General features: G+C 52.6%; 16 protein-coding genes. 3 read left to right on the plus strand and 13 right to left on the minus strand.

The window, feature by feature from the left end:
- Nucleotides 1-42 precede the first annotated feature (42 nt).
- Genes ACN6MW_RS05415 through ACN6MW_RS05425 form a run of 3 tightly spaced genes read right to left on the minus strand, consistent with a single transcriptional unit; the run spans nucleotide 43 to nucleotide 3,140 of the window.
- Nucleotides 43-864, minus strand: a complete 822-nt coding sequence (locus ACN6MW_RS05415) for a carbohydrate ABC transporter permease (protein WP_419874544.1) — start codon at nucleotides 862-864, stop codon at nucleotides 43-45.
- Nucleotides 861-1,736 (minus strand): carbohydrate ABC transporter permease, encoded by an 876-nt coding sequence (locus ACN6MW_RS05420; RefSeq protein ID WP_419874545.1) that lies wholly within the window; start codon nucleotides 1,734-1,736, stop codon nucleotides 861-863. Before ACN6MW_RS05420 ends, ACN6MW_RS05415 begins: the two co-directional genes overlap by 4 nt.
- 36 nt (nucleotides 1,737-1,772) lie before the next feature.
- Nucleotides 1,773-3,140, minus strand: coding sequence for an ABC transporter substrate-binding protein (locus tag ACN6MW_RS05425; protein ID WP_419874546.1), 1,368 nt, complete (start codon nucleotides 3,138-3,140; stop codon nucleotides 1,773-1,775).
- 215 nt (nucleotides 3,141-3,355) lie between these two features.
- Here ACN6MW_RS05425 and ACN6MW_RS05430 point away from each other — a divergent pair, with 215 nt between their 5' ends.
- Together ACN6MW_RS05430 and ACN6MW_RS05435 are read left to right on the plus strand one after the other, a co-directional pair.
- Entirely contained in the window at nucleotides 3,356-5,200 is a 1,845-nt protein-coding gene (locus tag ACN6MW_RS05430) for a histidine kinase (protein ID WP_419874547.1), read from the plus strand.
- A gap of 30 nt (nucleotides 5,201-5,230) precedes the next feature.
- Nucleotides 5,231-6,010, plus strand: a complete 780-nt coding sequence (locus ACN6MW_RS05435; protein ID WP_419874548.1) for a response regulator transcription factor — start codon at nucleotides 5,231-5,233, stop codon at nucleotides 6,008-6,010.
- 151 nt (nucleotides 6,011-6,161) lie between these two features.
- Here ACN6MW_RS05435 and ACN6MW_RS05440 read toward each other — a convergent pair whose 3' ends face one another.
- The 10 genes from ACN6MW_RS05440 to ACN6MW_RS05485 form a co-directional block, all read right to left on the minus strand.
- Nucleotides 6,162-7,235 carry a Gfo/Idh/MocA family protein gene (locus ACN6MW_RS05440; RefSeq protein WP_419874549.1) on the minus strand — a complete coding sequence of 358 codons (1,074 nt, stop codon included), beginning with the start codon at nucleotides 7,233-7,235 and terminating at the stop codon, nucleotides 6,162-6,164.
- A 117-nt stretch (nucleotides 7,236-7,352) separates the two neighbouring features.
- Complete coding sequence (locus ACN6MW_RS05445) at nucleotides 7,353-8,240, minus strand: creatininase family protein (RefSeq protein WP_419874550.1); 888 nt, start codon at nucleotides 8,238-8,240, stop codon at nucleotides 7,353-7,355.
- Nucleotides 8,218-9,204 carry an aldo/keto reductase gene (locus tag ACN6MW_RS05450; protein ID WP_419874551.1) on the minus strand — a complete coding sequence of 329 codons (987 nt, stop codon included), beginning with the start codon at nucleotides 9,202-9,204 and terminating at the stop codon, nucleotides 8,218-8,220. Before ACN6MW_RS05450 ends, ACN6MW_RS05445 begins: the two co-directional genes overlap by 23 nt.
- Before the next feature lie 37 nt (nucleotides 9,205-9,241).
- A complete protein-coding gene (locus tag ACN6MW_RS05455; protein WP_419874552.1) occupies nucleotides 9,242-9,559 on the minus strand; it encodes a MocE family 2Fe-2S type ferredoxin in 318 nt (105 codons plus the stop codon).
- Entirely contained in the window at nucleotides 9,556-10,653 is a 1,098-nt protein-coding gene (locus ACN6MW_RS05460; protein ID WP_419874553.1) for a fatty acid desaturase family protein, read from the minus strand. The genes ACN6MW_RS05455 and ACN6MW_RS05460 overlap by 4 nt, the downstream gene beginning before the upstream one ends.
- A 97-nt stretch (nucleotides 10,654-10,750) precedes the next feature.
- On the minus strand, nucleotides 10,751-11,653 hold the full coding sequence (locus tag ACN6MW_RS05465; protein WP_419874554.1) for a sugar phosphate isomerase/epimerase family protein: 903 nt from the start codon (nucleotides 11,651-11,653) through the stop codon (nucleotides 10,751-10,753).
- The gene (locus ACN6MW_RS05470) at nucleotides 11,650-12,786 is read right to left on the minus strand and encodes a Gfo/Idh/MocA family protein (RefSeq protein ID WP_419874555.1); all 1,137 of its coding nucleotides are present in this window, start codon (nucleotides 12,784-12,786) and stop codon (nucleotides 11,650-11,652) included. The genes ACN6MW_RS05465 and ACN6MW_RS05470 overlap by 4 nt, the downstream gene beginning before the upstream one ends.
- Before the next feature lie 89 nt (nucleotides 12,787-12,875).
- Nucleotides 12,876-13,868: an aldose 1-epimerase gene (locus tag ACN6MW_RS05475; RefSeq protein WP_419874556.1), complete on the minus strand. Its 993-nt coding sequence runs from the start codon at nucleotides 13,866-13,868 to the stop codon at nucleotides 12,876-12,878.
- Between the two features lie 10 nt (nucleotides 13,869-13,878).
- Nucleotides 13,879-15,516 carry a hypothetical protein gene (locus tag ACN6MW_RS05480; RefSeq protein WP_419874557.1) on the minus strand — a complete coding sequence of 546 codons (1,638 nt, stop codon included), beginning with the start codon at nucleotides 15,514-15,516 and terminating at the stop codon, nucleotides 13,879-13,881.
- A gap of 35 nt (nucleotides 15,517-15,551) precedes the next feature.
- A complete protein-coding gene (locus ACN6MW_RS05485) occupies nucleotides 15,552-16,856 on the minus strand; it encodes an alpha-L-fucosidase (protein WP_419874558.1) in 1,305 nt (434 codons plus the stop codon).
- A gap of 161 nt (nucleotides 16,857-17,017) precedes the next feature.
- On the opposite strand from ACN6MW_RS05485, the gene ACN6MW_RS05490 reads away from it, so the two are divergent.
- Nucleotides 17,018-17,917, plus strand: a complete 900-nt coding sequence (locus ACN6MW_RS05490) for a helix-turn-helix domain-containing protein (RefSeq protein ID WP_419874559.1) — start codon at nucleotides 17,018-17,020, stop codon at nucleotides 17,915-17,917.
- The last annotated feature ends 71 nt before the right edge of the window (nucleotides 17,918-17,988 follow it).

Here is a 17,988-nt window from a genome sequence, read left to right on the forward strand (position 1 = left end):
GCATCATACCCCGCCGGAAGGGTTCCGGCGGGGTATTCCGTTTTATCCTTTTACCGAGCCTGACGTCATGCCTGAAATGATATACCGCTGTCCAAGCAAATAAATGACGATAACCGGAAGCGTCGTCAGCACGATATCGGCCGACACCAGATTCCAGTTCACCTGGAATCTTCCGAAGAAATTGTATACCGCAAGCGTCATCGGCCATTTCGCCGTATCGTTCAGATAGTAGAGCGGCAGGACAAAGTCGTTCCATGAACCCATGAAATTCAAAATGCCCACCGTCACAATAACGGGCGTTAGAAGCGGCAGGATGATACTGTAGAAAAGCCTGAACGGCGGGCATCCGTCCACGATCCCGGCTTCGTCGAGCTCCCTCGGCACGGAGCTGACGAAACCGTAGATCAGAAACACACTGAACGGAATCGACATAACAGCAAGCAAAACAATAATACCGAGCTGTGTATTGATAAGCTGCGTAACCTGCATCACTTTGGTCAAGGTAACGAAATTGATCGGCATGGCGATTCCCATAATGACGAAGAAATACAGGAACCGGTTCAGCTTCGTTGTGTTTCTCGCAAAAATATAAGCGGCGATAGAAGCAAGCGCAATGCCGAGCACAGTCGATGCCGTCGTATAAAACAGACTGTTGAAAAACGACTGCACCAGCTTCCCTTCTTCGATGACGGTCGCATAGTTACTCCAATGCAGCGTCTTCGGCAGCTTCATGCTCATCGAGTTCGCCCCGACCCGGTCCTTGAAGGAATTGACCAGAATGAGCAGGAGCGGAATGAACATGATGATGCTCAGCACCCAGGCAAAGCCGTTCCTCAGTGCGTATTGCAGGGGATTCTTCTTCATTGCTCATGCGCTCCTTCCCTGGCCATTAACCGGATGATAAAGTAGCCGATAACCGTCATGAACAGGAATAGCAGCGAGGATAGCGCGGTTCCCACCCCGTAACGTCCCATCGAAAACTCTTTGAAAATAGCCGTATAAAGTACGTCCGTCGCATAGCCCGGCCCCCCGTTCGTCAAAACGTAAACGACCTCGAACACCTTCAGGCCGTGCAGCATGTTCAGCACCGTGGTCACGACCAGCGCCGGCATAAGCAGCGGAATGGTGATGTATTTCAACTTGTGCCACGCGTTGGCCCCATCAATCTCTGCCGCTTCGTAATAGGACCTGGAAATAGACTGCAGCCCGGCAAGCAGGATGATCATAATGTAGCCGGCGCCCTTCCACGTATCAACCGCGATAATGGACTTGAACGCCCAGTTCACGTCCACCAGCCATTTTTGCGCCAGCGCATCCAGCCCGATAAAGCGCAGCGATTCGTTAAGCAGCCCGGTTGCCGGATTAAGGATCGACTTGAACATCAGTCCCACGACCAGCATCGGCACGATCGACGGCATAAAGATCATGACCCGGTGAAACCCCTTCATGCGGATACCTTCGTTCAGCACGAGCGCAAATGCGAGACCCAGAACCGTCTTCAGGACTACCGTCGATATCGTGAAATTGACCGTATTGGCGATAAAGCTGACGTAATTCTCATCGGCCGAGAACAGCACCTTGAAGTTGTCGAGCCCGATAAAGCTGACAACATCGGAATAGCTGTTCCAGTCGGTGAAAGAGTAGTAAAAGCCCATCAGGCTCGGCACGATAAAAAAGATCAAATAAAAGACGAGCGTGCCCCACGTAAAATAGGATGGATAGATTTTATTCCTCATGCTGCATTCATCCCCACTCCTTTTTTCTCTAACGGCTTATTCGGCCCAGGCCGAATCCTTCGCTACTTTTGCCATCTCTGCTCTGCGCTTATCGATGCTTTTCAAAATATCGGCAGGTTCCATCGAGTTTGCGAACATGGCGGCGATGTCTTTGCCCATATCCATCCACTGCGGGTTGACGTAGTTCACGATATTTTGAACATCCGTCCCCTTCTTCGGATACGCAGCGAACAGCTCCTTCTGCGCGTCGCTATATTTGTCTTTCAGCCCCGGGAAGTTTAGATTGGTAAACGACGGGGTATTGTCGATCAGGAACTGCAGATTTTCCGGCTGAGCGAGGAACGCCAGATATTGCTTGGCCGCATCGATATGCTTGCCTTGCGAATAGACGAATTTGCTCGGACCGCCCGGATTAATGTAATAGAATTGATTGTCGGCGAGCGGGATGACGAAAAAGCCGAAGTCCTCTTCCTTCATTTCGGGATTTGCTTTCACGATATCGCCGACGACGCTCTGAGCGGAAAGCGACATCGCATATTCGCCGCTTGCCAGCTTGTTCCCCGTATCGGCGCCCGTATCCGAGAAGGTGTTGTCGCCGAAAAACCCGAGATCGTACATTTCTTTCATTTGGGTAAGCGCAGTCAGCATCGACGGATCGTCCGCGAATTTCTTCTTGTTGGCGTTCAAATCGTCATACAGCCCCGGCGTCAGTTCGTCGTACCTCGGGCCCGGTTCGGAGAACCACAGCACATGGTGCCAGCCGTCCGCTATCGGCTCGTAGATCGGCGTGATTCCTGATTCTTTGATTTTCAGGGAGACTTGCTTGAACTCCTCATAGGTCTTCGGAACGGCCAGGCCAAGTTGTTCGAATATCTTTTTGTTATAGACCATAACAAAGCTGTTGCCCGTATCCCAAATCGTAAGCGCGTATACCTTGCCATCCAGTGACAGCTGCTCGAGGGAAAGCGGATCTTCGCGCTTCGTCCATTCCTGGTCACTCAAATCAACCGCATTTTCCGTTACGTTATAGTTCAGGCTGATTTCGCTCTTGCCGCTTTGACCGCCGAAGATGTCCGGGCCTTCTTTCGAGTTCAGCTTTGTTTTCAGCACATTGAAGTATTGGTCGGCAGGGATGATCTGATAGTCGATTTTGATGCCCGTCTGCTCCTCGAATTTTTTGGCAAGCTCCATTTCGGCATCGAAAATCCAGCCTTGGCTTGCAAGATAAGTGAGCGTAATGTTTTGTTTGGCGGGCGTTTCCCCCGTGTCTTTTTCGTTGCTTGTGTTCGCGGCATCCGTCGGCGTTTCATTGTTCTTCACATTGCCGGAGCCGTTCCCGCTGCAGCCTGCAATCATTACAATGGCAAGCAGAAATACGGACAACATCCATAACCGTCTTTTCATAACATCGCTCCCCTTAGTGATCATAATTGAATCCGCTTTCATTTCGTGTTCGTCCTCATTATAAAAGCAGGCATGCTAATCTTCCATGGAGAAAACGGATTCCTATTTTGTCTTTTTTTTACCGAATCCGCTTTCAAAAAGTTTTTGACAAATCACCAGCCGGGACGGACAATACAGTTATGCTCGGCCTAAGACAGCTTACGGAGGATATGCGCATGAATAAATTCAGAAACATCCAATCGATTCTGTTCATGACCTACTCCCTGATCATAATCGTTTTTTTCACCGTGCTGGTGATCTGGTTCTACTGGTGGGCATCGGACCTGCTGCGGGCGGGCGCAACCGATTCGCTCGGCAGCATGGGCCAGTCCATGCAGGGGCAGATCGATTCCGAAATAACGAAAATGAATGATGTCTCGCTTGATGTAATGTACTCCAATTTGGTCAAAAACAATTTCAAAAAGTATATGTCCGATTTGGAAAATACGCAGCCGGCAGGCACGGCTGGCGGCCCGCCGGCAGGCATCCAGGTCGAGAACGCCAAGGAGCTGTCCGAAATTCTGACCGCGGCCATCGGGCCCTCAAGACCGGTCGAGCAGCTTTACCTTTATGATTTCAATAACAAAGCCTACGGCAACGGCTTCGACAACGGAGAGCGTTCCTACAAACCGGAGGACAAACCATGGTTCCGGTCCGTTATGGACAATAAGAAGGGGAAAATGATCGGTCAGCCCGTTCTCGACGAGGAAATGTCCCGCTTTATCTCATCGAGGGAGAAGCAGTATTCCATTTCGCTCTTCCGGCTTTTTTATGATAATTATAACGCGCCCATGGGCATTGTCGAAGTAAAACAATACTATAACCGCATCTTCAAAACCGCGATCGAGTTCACGAAGCAGAACCCTTACCAGGCGAAGGTTATCGTATACGACGACAGCGGCCGGATCATCTATCCGCTTGGGGACGAGTCGGAACAGAGCGCCGCTTATATCCGGCTCGAGGACGGCAGCGTCTCCGGCATGCCGGATTCTCTCCGCACGTTTCTGAATCCCGTAACGAAGGAGAAGGAACTGCTGACCAGCCACCATTCCGACGTAACGGGCTGGCATACGACGATCGCCGTATCCGAACGGGAGCTGCTGGCTCCGATTGGCGTGTTCACCAAGCGCACCGTGCTCATTGCGGCTGTCATTCTTCTGTTCGCGATCGTTCTGTCCTTCGTAGCTGCCAAGCGAATCACTTTGCCGATTATGAAAATCCACCGCACCGTCCGGAACATGCGTCTCGAGGATTTGGGCAGCGCGAAAGCCTTTTCCAAAGAGCTGAACAGCGGACTGAGTGAACTGGATCAGCTCCACTGGTCATTCCTGAAGATGAATGCGCGGCTGAAGCAATCGATGGATGAGCTGCTCCTGGCGCAATCCCAGGAACTTCAGGCCAAGCTGGTCGCATTAAATTCGCAGATGAATCCGCATTTTCTGTATAACACGCTGGCAACGATTCATGCGATGGCGGAAGAAAACATGAATGGGCAAATCGTGTCCATGACAGAGAACATGTCCGGCTTCCTCCGGTACATCTCCTCCGACAACTCGGTTTCCAATTTGGAGGCTGAGCTGCTTCATACGAAAAAATTTCTGGAAATCAATCAGATCCGCTACGGCCAAAAACTGCAGTTCGACCTCGATATCGATCAGCGGATTTTGCTGTTGCATTGTCCGAAGCTCATCGTTCAGCCGCTTGTCGAGAACGCGGTGAAATTCGGCACGCAGAAGGAGCCTCCTTGGCGCATCCGCATCGTCGGCTTCATGCATGACAACAGATGGCAGATCGAAGTATCGGACAACGGGAACGGTTTTTCCGAAGAAAGCCTGAACCTCCTGTATGGCAAAATCCGAGAAATCGACGAGACAAACGCCGTCCCGATGCTGAAGCTCGACGGTATGGGACTGCTTAATATTTATATCAGGATGAAGCTGACGTTTGGCGCCGACGCGGTTTTCCGGATTGAGAACAGGCCGGGGGAAGGCGCAACGGTAGTGATTGGCGGAACGAAATAACCCCAATATCCTTATGGAAAGAAGGTCTTCATGATGGATGACGCAAGGCAAATCAGAGTGATTGTCGCCGAGGACGAGGATTTGATCCGCAACAATCTGGCCCGCAAAATCGAAGGGCTAGACGAGGCGGTTAAGGTCATCGGCACCGCCCAAAACGGGAAAGAAGCGCTCGAGCTCGTCCAATCCGGACAGCCCGATCTGCTGGTGACGGATATCCGGATGCCTGTCATGGACGGTATGGAGTTAATCAAGCATATGCACCTGTATCATCCCCGCGTCTGCAAAATCATCACGAGCGGCTATGCCGATTTTGAATATGCGCGCCAAGCCATACAATTCGGCGTTACCGACTACTTGCTGAAGCCCGTCTCCGCGGATGAGCTGCAGCGCGTGCTCGCAAAAGTGAAAACCGCTATTGAGCGCGAAGAATCCACCTACAAAGAAAACATGAAAGGCATGCAAAACCAAGGGATAAGCACCGAGGAAATCGTAAGGAGGGTGCAGCAGTTCCTCAGGGACAACTTTCAGAAGGAAGTGAGCCTGGAGCAAATCGCCCGTAATTTCAACTTCAACGCCTCCTATTTGAGCAAGCTGTTCATCAAGCACACGGGCGAGCTACCTTCCCGCTACCTGATGGCGCTTCGCATCAATGAAGCCAAATATTTGCTGGCCAACCGCCGGCATTTATCCGTCAAGGAAGTAGGAGAACAGGTCGGTTACCCCGACCAGTTTTATTTCAGCCGTCTCTTCAAGCAAATGACGGGATGCACACCGAAGGATTATTTGAACGAAAATCAAAAAAAACAATAAAAATAACTGCATTCCATGTAACTAAATCCCGATAAACCAATGATTTGGCCATTATCGCCGATTTAAATACATCAAATGCAGCTAGCCATCCCGCATGGTCAGCATACGGGATGTTATAGACTAAGACGTTCATCCGCGTAATATCAGCGGTTCAAGCCAATGCGTTCTCACGGACAATATCGTCGATGCTAATCGGCTTGCCGCCTTCCTTCATGCTTCGCTCCATGGCCGCCATCAAAGCCAGCGTCCGCACGGCTTCCTCTACGTCCGGCAGCGGGACGGCTCCCGTATCCAGGCAGTCCGCAAAATATTCAATGTAATTTTGGTATTCCCCGGCATGGTGGCTTTTGCCCTCGAAGCGAAAATAGTAATCATGCATTTCCTCGAAGGAATGCGTGGCTTTCCCTTCCCCCGCAAAATGCGTATGGTAACGCAAATTAGAGTATTCCGCCCGCGAAGATCCCTTCGTACCTCGAATGACGCAGCCGATGCCGGGCTCGACATCCGATCCTAACGCCGGCAGCGTGTAGCTGCCCGAAATTTGGCCGATTCTGCCCTGCTCGTCACGGACGAGGAAGCGCATCGAATCCCAGGTGTCCAGGCCGTAGCTGCGGCTTGTTTCGCTCACATTTCCGAAGCCCGTTACCTCGGTCACGCCAGGCAAATACCAGCGCACCAAATCGACGGCATGGATCATAAAATTGTACATCCAGCTGAAGCCGCGCTGGCGGCTCCACGGTTTGTCCAGAAACCAGCGGCTGTCCGCGATATAATGGGCCTCAACCGTTTGAACGTCGCCGTGCCGCCCCTTCTCAAAGTCCGCCCGCTGCCGGATCATCGGCTCGAAGAAGCGCGAGCTCTGACCGACGAATACACGCTTTCCGGACTTCCGCACCGTCTCCAGCAGCTCGTTCGAGCCTTCCAGCGAGGTGAGCAGCGGCTTGGTGCAGATGACATGTTTCCCCGCCTCCAGCGCTTGGATAATGTGGGTAAGATGCAGCTGGTCCGGCGTATAGATCGCTATCACGTCAATATCGGGATTGCCAAGCAGCGTGCCGTAATCTGTCGTCCAGCGGTTGAAGCCGAACTCCTCTGCGCGAAGTTCGCACATTGACGGATTGATGTCGCACACCATCTCAAGCTCCCAACGCTTGCTGCTTAAAGCGGCCGACATAATGCTACGGCCTTCTCCCAATCCGACAACGCCCAGTTTGTAAGTTTTCATAGGTCTGCTTCCTCCTTGTTCTATGGCCAAGCTCTAGTGGTATCGTTATGCATAACTGTTTTGCTTATCACTTTACCGGGATGCATTGGCAGGCAAAGCGTTTGTCCTACCTTCCCCTTATCTCATCACCCGATAATATTCATACGGCTTCCACCGGGAGTGCTCGGATACGGCTGCTTGCCCGTTCCAAGGGTTGGCCGTCACCCATTCCTCGGTGCTTTGCATGAGTTCTTTTAAAACCAATTCGATCGTTGAATAAGGAACATCTTGCTTCGCGGTTGTTCGTTCTGATTCTTCCTTCATTCGGGAAACTTCGGAGCATAAGCGGTTTAAGCAGGCTTCCATGATCGCTTTTCCCCATTCCGCATTCGCTTCAAGCGCATCTGCCCCAATCGCCAGTCGCCCGCCGTAATCCGGCAGCTCTTCGTACCGATTGGCACTCATATCGACTAAATCCGGCCGGATATGCATCAATTGCGAAAGCTCGTATTTGCCGGCATGGTCGCCTACGTATAATCCCTCGACCAGCTCCGGATCGCTTCTTACCCATACTTGGACCGGAACGTATTTCATAAATAGATCCGCTGCTTTCCGCAAATCCGCTTGATTTCCCCCGCTGTGCCCGGAGATCACAACAATCGCTTTAAACCCCGCATTTACGAACGCCCTGAGCTGGTACAAAAAAAAGGAAAGATAGATGCCCGGCGGCATGGCCGTCATATGCGGTTGCTGCTCGCCTACCGTTTGTTCCAGCCAGCCGGCATGGTAGCCTGTTTCATGAATGTGATAGCCCATGGAAGGGGCGACGATGCCTCCGGCTTGCCGGGCTGCTTCCAGGCAGAGCCATTCCGCTTTTATCGTATCCAGACCGAACGCGCTGACCTGCCCATGCGGCTCGCAAAGGCCAAGCGGCAAATAGACGACAGGACATTCCGCTATTCTTTGTTTGAATTCATAAGGCAGCAGTTCCGCCCACAACGTCTTAATCCCAGTATTTGGTTTCATAAAAATTTCTCACCCATCTGTGATGGCGTCTGATTTCCTCGAATACGCTATCCGGTAAAGGCTCGCGATCAACGGCGGCGATGTTCTCGTCCGCAAACTTTGTCACATGCATTGAGGAGATGGCCGTGGTTACGCCCGGATGATGCAAAACGAATTTAATGGCAAGCTCCGCCAAACTGCCGGCATAAGCAGGTATGAACATTTCCCGCAGCCGATTGACACGCTCGATATACAAGCTGCGGGGCAAATAATCAAAATAAGATTTCCGGAAATCGCCGTCTTCGAACACCGTGTCCCCTTTCAAAAACCCCGTCAATCCGCCCTCGTCCAATATGCAGCGCGCGATGAGCGCGACATTGTTCTGCTCGCAAGCCGGAATCAGGCAGTCGAGCGGCTGCGGGTCGAAAATATGAAACACCGTTTGGACGGAATCAATTTTACCGCTTTGCACGATCGGAAGCGCAATATCATGGCGCTGGTCGGGCAATGAAATGCCGATTGCTCCGATCTTCCCTTCCTGCTTGAGCTCAAGCAGCTCATCCATCCAATAGTCCGAGCTATCCCACTGCGGCCAATATTGATGAAGCTGCATCAAATCAATGGTGTCGACGCCGAGCTGCCTGAGCGAAGTTTCCGTGCTTTCCCTTAGCCAGCCTCTCGGATACGCCGTTTCCACCGGGATCGGAATGCCCCAGCCCAGGTTTCCCGGGCCTTTGGACTGGATTTTGGAAGCAAGGAATGGCCTTTCTCCGCTCCACTCCCGCAAAGCCAGGCCTAAAATCCGCTCCGATTCCCCATAGTTGCGCGCGGTATCGATAAAAGTCACGCCCCGCTCCAAGCTGTGAATGACGGACCGGACCAGGTCCTTCTCTTCATAGGCACCGAATGAGCCTCCGAGGCCCATTGCGCCAAAGCCTAAGCGTGATACCTGCCTTCCCATGCGGCCGAACACATTATATTTCATCGATTCGTTCCTTTTCTGTTAGATTGACGCGCAGAAGCTAGGCTTGAATAAACACTTTTCCTGCTTCAACCTTCACGGGGTACGTTTTTAAATCTACGCATACCGGCGCCCGCTTCGCTTTGCCGGTAGGAATGTCGAAACGGCCGTTATGCTTCGGGCATTCAATGACGCTGCCCATCACTAAGCCGTTCGACAGATGAATCCTTTCATGGGTGCAGAACCCGTCGGAGGCGAAGTATTCCCCATTTTCCGTCCTGTATATCGCATAGGTGCGATCCTCAAAGTCAAAACGGATCACATCCTCCACATCAACAGCATCCGCCGCGCAGGCTTCGATCCACGTTCCGGTCCTCATTGCACTTCACTCCTTAGGCTGGTATCCTGCCGTACGCCGCGCATATAGGGGTGTGCGGTAACCGGCAGCGGTTTTTCTACAACATAAGCGGGATTATGCTTTTGCTTCCGAAGAGCCGCAATCACTTCTTTTAAAGCGGCGAACAAGCCCGGACGCGCAGCCGGGCAATCGGCTTTCATCTCTTGATGGAGCTTCGGCAGCGCATGATAGGGAACCATCGGGAACATATGATGCTCGACATGATAGTTCATGTTCCAGTACAGAAACCGCAATACCGGATTCATATAAATGGTGCGGGTGTTCAACCGGTGGTCAAGCACGTCCTCGTGAAGTCCCAAATGCTGCGTAATGCCGAATAAAATGACGACGATCCCTCCGTAAAAAGAAGGCAAGAACAAAAACATAGCGGGAAGGATACTCCCTGCATACACGCATGCAACAGCGACCGCCAGCAGGATGAGCATGTAAATGCGGGCCTCGCGGAACGTTTTGCGATGCTCAGAGACGGGAATATACTCCTTTTCCTGCGTATCCAGTTTTCCGAATGTATGCAGCATAAACCGTTTCAGCTCAATCGGACCGCCGTAAAGATGGAAGATTTGCATAATTAGAATTTTCCAGACCGGCGGTCTCTCCGTAATAATTTCCGGGTCGCGCCCAACGATGATCGTATCCGTATGATGGCGGGCATGGCTCCATCGCCAAGGCGTAGCAGACCGCAATACCATAAAGGATGCGATTTGGTACACGAATTCGTTCATCCAAGGCGTCTTAAACGCGGTTCCGTGCCCGCACTCATGCCAACGGGAATCGCCGGGCGTCGCATAGAGAATGCCGTAAGCCAAAAACGCCGGAACGGCCCACCACGATCCCCATGCCAGATAAGCAATATAACCTACGATGAGAAGTGAGCCGAACCAAATGAGCGTATCCCGGATAGCCGGACCGTTCTTTCTTTTCATCAACTCTTTCATGCGCTGGCGGGGAATCGGGCATGTATACCATTCGGCCGCGACCAATCCTCGTTCATGCGCACGTTGGTTTTCGGGTCCGGTGATGCTGTAATCCCGTTTTTGCCTGATGACGGAAGCCATGGATCGCTCCTCCTTTTTGCTGGGAAAATAGACGGCGGATAAACCCGGCAATCATCGGGCTTACCCGCCGGTCCGACCACACTCAGGATTCGGCCGGTTAACAGCCGTTTTCCTTTAATTTGCCGTCGAGAAACCGTTTCGCGCGCGGGATGTCCTGCTCATCCAGATGCTCGATGATGATCGGTATATTCGGATGAAGCTTGGAGAGGCGCTGCAAATACAGGTCATAATTCAAAATACCAAGGCCGGGAGCGGGGAGTTCCACGCCGCCGGCGCCGCGGAACGTATGCGATTCAGCCGCATCGATCGCCGCATGCTTCTCTGAAGTATCTACGGCAGGCTTGCAGTCTTTCGCATGAGCGATCTTGATTTTGTCGCCCAGCGTATTGAAGATGCGGTTTAGCTCTTCGTCGATTTGATTGATATTTTTTTCCGTGAAATAGTTGGTAGGGTCCATCAGAAGGCCAAGGCCCGGGTGATTGACGTCCGAGAATAAGCGGGTCAGCTGATCGACGGAGCCGATGACGTTGTTGACGTAGTTTTCCACCAGAAACATAGAACCGTGGTCATACGCAAATTTTGCCAGGCTCTCGAGTTCCCCGCATACCGCCTCATAAGCTTCTTCGGTACCGTTTTTCGGATCCCATACCCAATCGCTTTCCGTATTGTACGTTCCCGTCTCGCTGATGACGTAGGGCGAGCCGAGATCGCGGGCAAATTTCAGCAGCGTCTTCAAGCCCTCAATATTTTCCGCCCGCTTCCTTGGGTCCGGATGAATGATATTGGTGTAGCCAGAAATACAGACGACCGGCAGGTTGGCTTCCCGGAACGCGTCGCGAATTTGATGGGCCTTTTCCCGCGTAAGGGAATCGAGAGAAAGGTCCATGTCCTTGAACGACAAATCGAGCTGAACGCAGGAAAATCCGTCTTTTTGTATTTTGGCGATCGTTTCCGAAAGCGTGTAAGGATAATACCCGTTGAAAATACCTACTGAAATCATAGCGGACTGCCTCCCTCAAACGTATAGGATTTGATTTTGCTTGCCGTCTCAGAAAAATCGACCGTGCGCCGTTCGGCAATGGACTTGTAGCACGCCTCCACTAACGCCATCGTATGCAGGTTATCCCTTCCTCCGATTTCGGGCTCCGTATCCGTTTCGACCGCGCGCAGCAGCTGGGCCATCGTTCCCTGGAACGCATCCGGAAACCACACCCGGTCCCATGCGGGACGGTGCCATTTGCCCGGCGACTGCTTGGTCGTAAACTCGAGCGTGCTTGGCGTTCTTTCCGGATAGGTTGGCCAGCCGATCGTCCCTTGGGCCACGCCATCCAGTCCTTCGACTCTCCATTTGATATAAATATCCTGCTCGGTCCCTTCGCCCGGCCACGCATACGCATCGTCCAGGCTGGTTGCCATCAGCTCATTGCCGTACTGGAACGTATATTGGGAGATGCCGTCGATATGCTTGAAGGCGATGCGGGGATCCCTGCGCGCAACGGCGGTAATCCTCTCGGGATCGCCGAACAAATAGCGGAAGGCATCGATATGGTGGATACCCATATTGAGAATTTCAACATGCTCATACTTGTGAAGAAAATCCTGCCAGTGCGGGATAGCCCGCATTTCGATCGTCGCCAGTACCGGCTCTCCGAGATACCCCCTATCGAGTACCGCTTTCAATGCCCGCACGGATTGGTCGTAACGCATATTCGAATTGACGCCGATTTTAATGCCCGCCTCTTCGCACAGCTCCACGATTTCGCACGCTTCCCGCATATTCATGGCAAGAGGCTTCTGGCATAAAATCCCTTTAATGTGAGCTTGCTTGACGGCTTCCCGAACGATTTCCAGCTGCCGGTCCGGGGGAACAGCGATATCCAAGATTTCGATTTGCGGATCCCGGATCAGCTCCTCCCATGTTTCGTACACATGGGGGATTCCATGCAGCTCCGCTGCCGCTATGGCATTTCCGTGCGTTCTCGAACTGATGGCGTACGGGTGAAATCCTGCGTCCCTGTACGCCACGAGATGGCAATCCCTCATGATGAACCCGGAACCGATGCAGCCGATCCGGTAATCTTTGCGCCTAGGCATTTCCGGATTGATAGGTAAATTCAAATCGACAGCTTCCATATGACAGTCCTCCTCCGCTCTTAAAAATTAGGGTGAACAATTATGCTGCGCGGACCATTTGATCTTCCAATCGCATGGAAACCCTATTCTTAAACCAAAGCATCCACAGCTAGGCTGGTTGAAAAACGGATTTCTTCCCCTGCTCCGATTCCCCGTGCTCCAGTCAGCTCGTGGCCGTAGGGCAAATTGAAAGCGTCGGTGACGCTCGTATACGGCTCCAGCGAATAGGCCTCGGCCCAATCGGGACGGAATAAAACGAGAAACGGGAATTTGCGGTCGAAGCGGTAGGTGATCGCATACCCGCTGTCCTTCATTTCGATTCGGCATGTATGATCCGCTGCCTCTTCTTCCAGTCCCAGCAGCGAGCAGCCGAGCCGCGGATAATCCGTCATGCTGACACCTTCCTTCAATGCTTGACTGAATGGCGTAACTGCCGGCGTTCCCATTACGAACGCCTCATTCGTTACCGGCCACTCCGAGGCAGCCGGAACCTTCAATGTAAGCTGCTCCCCGCTCTTAAAAGGGATAGAAAAGTAAGGATGGAGCCCAAACGCGAAAGGCGCCTCGTCCTCCCCGTCGTTCCGGATTTTCGTGTCCATCATCAGCCGTCCTTCGAAGAGGCGGTAGGTGACGGTAAACGAAAGCGGATGCGGGAAATATTCCAGCAGATCCGGATGCAAGGCGTAATGAAAACGGCTGGTGACCGAAGCTCCGCCATGATCGCTTGCTCCTTGTTCGATAACCTCCCAGCCTCTGGAGGAAATCTCGCCATGCAGATGATTGTCTGGAGGCTCGTTCAAAGGCAGACTGTACTGGCGTCCGCGAAACGAAAACCGGCCTCGCTTCACACGGTTGGGCGGAAATAAAATAGGCGTGCCGTATTTGAAAGCCTCGAACGGTTCATTCTTCAAAGATTGAAGACTTGCCGGCGGCATAATAACCGGATGCCCATTGCTTTCGAAGCGGTAAAGATTGTTGCCGGCCGCCGGCAGCAATTCCGCCGTCGCCTTGCAGGCCGCATCGGTCAATACGATGACCGGAAGCCCTTCCCTGATTTCACATGTCGCGGCATACCGGCTCATGTCGTACGGTTCACCCCTTTCTTATTTCAAAATCAAGCGTAAAGCCTTGCGCGTCCTCCTTATACATCCGTACCTCCGTGCCGCCGAAGCGCTGCATCCAGCAATCGGGACTGCCGAGGAACGACTCAACCGCTTCCTTCACGAGGTCATCCGTTAAAAAGCTGTCGGTCACGAGCCAATTGCCTTCACCGGCGCGGCCGCTTGCGGGCCAATGATCCGATGACAGCCATCGTGCGATAATGACCGTTGCTCCCGACTCCGCCCGGCGGCGAACCGCCTTCAAAGTCTCTTCCGATATCCGGTCGCCGGCAACCAGGATCAGCTTCGGACAGCCAAGCTGATGTTCTTGTACCGTATCGTCAAATACAAGTACATTGTTGACCGGATAATGCAGCGGATGCACCCGCTCCTCCAAGGGAAAAGGCCAGCCTTCCTTCAGCGGAAAGCGATCCTTCGGAACCTGCGCTTTCAACTGTTGCCGGGGAAACGAATAGCCGGGAATATGCATGCAGCTTCCGTGGGCGGGAATGGTACCGTGACTGAGAAGATGCCACACATGGAACACACTTTGCGTCGAAGCCGGAGCGGTCAGCCCGCGATTGCCGAATAACCTTTCGTTCTGCCCGTAGTTGCTGTTATCCGAATGGATGACAACGATATCGGGCTCGGCTTGGCCGTGCGTCCAAGTCAAGGGATGCTCCGGAACGAAGCCGCGCACGAACTCATCCCATACGTCCCCGAATTCCGTCTTGCGGAACCGGTCGTTCTCGTACTGCAGCAAAACGTCGATATTTTCCGTAAACAGATGGGTCGGGCCCATATAATAGCCCATTCGCAGAGCCGAAGCGTATTCCTCCGGCGAATGGCCTGGAAATCCGGAGGTACGGGTGAACCATGGCCCGGCATCCGGCCCCCATAGGTCGGCGCAAATCCACATTGCCCGGCCATATTGCTTCGCCGCGCCAAGAGCCGTGGAAAGCTGCAGCGATTGAAAAGACTCTTTCATAATTTTCGGGCAAACGGCCATTCCGCCGCGGGCTTTCGTATGGAACAAGGTCGGAAACACGAATTCGGATACGAGCGGCACCCGGTCCGGGTCCAGTCCGGCTCCCGCCAGGACGCCGCGTACGCGATTCACTCTCTCCGCAACCGCCTCGGTTACCCATTCCTGTGATTGCGCAAGCGACTTGCCTTCCGTTCCTCCCCAATGCGGCAGGAACTCATCCTTGCGGTATTGCGACGCATTAATTTGCAAATGCTCGGGTTCATCGTACAGCAGTCCGATTAGCTTGCCGCTGCGAGCCGCTTCAAGCAGCGCATCATCCGGCACGTCGTACCGGTTCGTCCCTTCTACGAAAGGGCCGTTAATATTGCCGTATTCGTTTCCTAAGCACACGTCCATGCCGTGTCCCGCCATATCGCGTATCATTTCCGATTGGCCGGCCAGGCTGGGGAACATATGGTGCACATAAAACTCCGCGCCGAGCTCCTTCATCGCTTCAACGAACCGGCCCGGGGGCGGCGTATCATCCTGGGAAGGATACACGCTGCCCGTGCCCGTGCGCATGATCTCATCGGACGCTTCTCCCGCCCAAGAGTCCTGCCAGGCAATAACCGGCCCCTGCAATCCCAGCTTCGGTTTACTCATCGTCTCATCTCCATGTACGTTCCGTCGTTTCCGGCTTAGTTTCTCAAGAAAAGCTCAATGACGGGCACGGTTACGTTCGGCTTCTTGACCGGCAGCTGCAGCGTTAAAATATCGCGCGACCGGCCTTCGTTGAACGCTCCCGCTTCCATCGTCATCTCCTCTTCGCCTTGCACCATTCTTATTTCCGAGGCATCGTTCAGCAGCTGTGCGTATTCCACCCTGCCGGAGAAACCGCGCAGATGAATATGCTTGAAAGGCCAGCTGTAAATATGCAGATATAGGCGCTTGCTCTCCGGATTGTACGTAAATCGGCAGTCTTCGGGACATTGGAATTCCTCCGGCGCTGCGGTGCATCCATAAATCGACTTGTTGTGGGGCTTCATCCATTCGCCGATGCCTTTCAGCCGATCGATCGCCCGTTCGTCGAATTCGCCGCGTCCGGTAGGACCGACGTTAAGCAGCAGGTTGCCGCCCTTGCTTACCGTATCAATCAACATTTTCACAAGAGTGTCTACGCTCTTCCACGTTTCCTCGTCACGGTAATACCCCCATGAGCCGCTGAAAGTATGGCATGCTTCCCAGACTACGCGCTTGCCGTTCATTTGAATCCACTCACGCGGTTGATACTGCTCCGGCGTAGTAATATCCCCCTTCACCTGCAGACGGTCGTTCAGCAGAATGTGCGGCTGCAGCTCACGGATGAGCTGCACCAGCTCCTCGCTTTGCCACTCTTCCTTGCCTTTGCCCGGGAAGCCCTGCTCCGGCGGGATCGAGAAATCAAAAAACATCATATCGATCTTGCCGAACTCCGTCAGCAGCTCCCTCGTTTGCCCATGCAAATAATCGACATACTGCTGCCATTCGCGGTTCCGTTGGTCTTCGAGAAACGCCTCGTTGTAACGGAGCGGATGCTTGACGTCGAGCGTATAATGCCGGTGATGCCAGTCCAATAAGGAATAATACAGTCCCGGTCTGATGCCTTTTGAACGGAAGGCTTCCACCATCGGCGTCAGCAGATCCCGGCCTGCCGGCGTGTTCGTCGCTTTATAATCGGTCAGCTTGGAATCCCATAAACAGAATCCCTCATGGTGCTTGGCGGTGATGACAAAATATTTCATGCCGGCATCGGCCGCCAGGGAAGCCCATAACTCGGGATCATACATATCTGGGTCGAAGCGTTTGAAATATTTGTTGTACTGCTCATTTGTCATAAATTCCCGGCCTTTCATCCACTCATGCCTGGCCCCCAGCGAATATAAGCCCCAATGAATGAACATGCCGAATCTATCATGCGTATACCAGCTTGAATCTCCTGTTGTCGACTCAACGTCGAACGCCATGCCATAACCTCCCATAGACCTTTGATTTGGCCTTCCTTACCTTAGTTAACGCTTTCATTCCAGTGGCTGATTGTCTATAATTATAGGTGCTTCAAATATAGAGTTCTCTATCTGATATTGCTGTAAAGTTAAGGAATCTTGCTTTTCGGAGGGACTGCGTCATGACAAATCTTCATCAAATCAAACAAGACGTGCCTCACCAAGAGCCCGGTTTTCCGCTGGACGTTTTCCATATCATTCCGACGGGCAAGGAGATCCTGCACTTGCACTGGCATGACGATTGGGAAATCATTTATTTTATCCGCGGAAACGCAATTTTCTATATTGGCTCCGAGACGGTCAGACCGGAACCGGGCGATTTTATGTTCGTAAACAAAGGGCTGATCCATACGGGGTTTTCTGAATCTGACGATCCTGTGGAGTATTACGCGGTGGTCTTTCATTCCTCCTTGGCCGGAAGCTCGATGGCCGACGCCTATCACATGCAAATCACGAATCCTTATATAACCGGAAAGAGTTTTTTTCCCATTCACCTGTCAGTTAAGGATGCGCATTATCCATTCATCGCCGGCATCGTTAAGCAGCTGATCGCTGAATACGAGCAGCAGCACCAAGGCTACCGGCTCGCAATCCGCTCCATGCTTCATCTGCTGCTGGTTCATTTATCCCGTCATCACCAGCTGCAAGGCCCATCTGCCTCCGCAGTTCCGATCGATACAGAATTGACCGAGAAGTTCAAAGAGCTTATCGCCTTTGTCGAGCAGCATTATCCGGAGAAGCTGACCGTGCAGCAAGCGGCCGGCATCGTCAATCTGAGCGAATACCACTTTTGCAGAACCTTTAAGAAAATGACGGGCAAAACCTTCGTGGAATACGTCAATTTGCTCCGGATTAATGCTGCAGAGCAATTATTGATCCATTCTTCCGATCCGGTCACGGAAATCGCGTTTAACGTCGGCTTTGGCAGCGTTAACTATTTCAGCCAAATGTTCAGGCAGTACAAGAGATTTTCTCCTTCACAGTGCCGGAAGCAGAACGTAAAGGGACAGGGACTGTCGTAGCGGGGGAAACGGGAAAAAGATCGGAGTTGTAGAAGCGGGCGCTTTACTGCTGCCTGCCCATTTCTACAACA

This window comes from Pristimantibacillus sp. PTI5, assembly GCF_048572955.1.
Taxonomy (GTDB): Bacteria; Bacillota; Bacilli; order Paenibacillales; family Paenibacillaceae; genus Pristimantibacillus.

Excerpts from the sequence above, each read along its gene's own strand:
- ACN6MW_RS05415 (WP_419874544.1), bottom strand. The coding sequence starts at position 864 with ATGAAGAAGAATCCCCTGCAATACGCACTGAGGAACGGCTTTGCCTGG.
- ACN6MW_RS05420 (WP_419874545.1), bottom strand. The coding sequence starts at position 1,736 with ATGAGGAATAAAATCTATCCATCCTATTTTACGTGGGGCACGCTCGTC.
- ACN6MW_RS05425 (WP_419874546.1), bottom strand. The coding sequence starts at position 3,140 with ATGAAAAGACGGTTATGGATGTTGTCCGTATTTCTGCTTGCCATTGTA.
- ACN6MW_RS05430 (WP_419874547.1), top strand. The coding sequence starts at position 3,356 with ATGAATAAATTCAGAAACATCCAATCGATTCTGTTCATGACCTACTCC.
- ACN6MW_RS05435 (WP_419874548.1), top strand. The coding sequence starts at position 5,231 with ATGATGGATGACGCAAGGCAAATCAGAGTGATTGTCGCCGAGGACGAG.
- ACN6MW_RS05440 (WP_419874549.1), bottom strand. The coding sequence starts at position 7,235 with ATGAAAACTTACAAACTGGGCGTTGTCGGATTGGGAGAAGGCCGTAGC.
- ACN6MW_RS05445 (WP_419874550.1), bottom strand. The coding sequence starts at position 8,240 with ATGAAACCAAATACTGGGATTAAGACGTTGTGGGCGGAACTGCTGCCT.
- ACN6MW_RS05450 (WP_419874551.1), bottom strand. The coding sequence starts at position 9,204 with ATGAAATATAATGTGTTCGGCCGCATGGGAAGGCAGGTATCACGCTTA.
- ACN6MW_RS05455 (WP_419874552.1), bottom strand. The coding sequence starts at position 9,559 with ATGAGGACCGGAACGTGGATCGAAGCCTGCGCGGCGGATGCTGTTGAT.
- ACN6MW_RS05460 (WP_419874553.1), bottom strand. The coding sequence starts at position 10,653 with ATGGCTTCCGTCATCAGGCAAAAACGGGATTACAGCATCACCGGACCC.
- ACN6MW_RS05465 (WP_419874554.1), bottom strand. The coding sequence starts at position 11,653 with ATGATTTCAGTAGGTATTTTCAACGGGTATTATCCTTACACGCTTTCG.
- ACN6MW_RS05470 (WP_419874555.1), bottom strand. The coding sequence starts at position 12,786 with ATGGAAGCTGTCGATTTGAATTTACCTATCAATCCGGAAATGCCTAGG.
- ACN6MW_RS05475 (WP_419874556.1), bottom strand. The coding sequence starts at position 13,868 with ATGAGCCGGTATGCCGCGACATGTGAAATCAGGGAAGGGCTTCCGGTC.
- ACN6MW_RS05480 (WP_419874557.1), bottom strand. The coding sequence starts at position 15,516 with ATGAGTAAACCGAAGCTGGGATTGCAGGGGCCGGTTATTGCCTGGCAG.
- ACN6MW_RS05485 (WP_419874558.1), bottom strand. The coding sequence starts at position 16,856 with ATGGCGTTCGACGTTGAGTCGACAACAGGAGATTCAAGCTGGTATACG.
- ACN6MW_RS05490 (WP_419874559.1), top strand. The coding sequence starts at position 17,018 with ATGACAAATCTTCATCAAATCAAACAAGACGTGCCTCACCAAGAGCCC.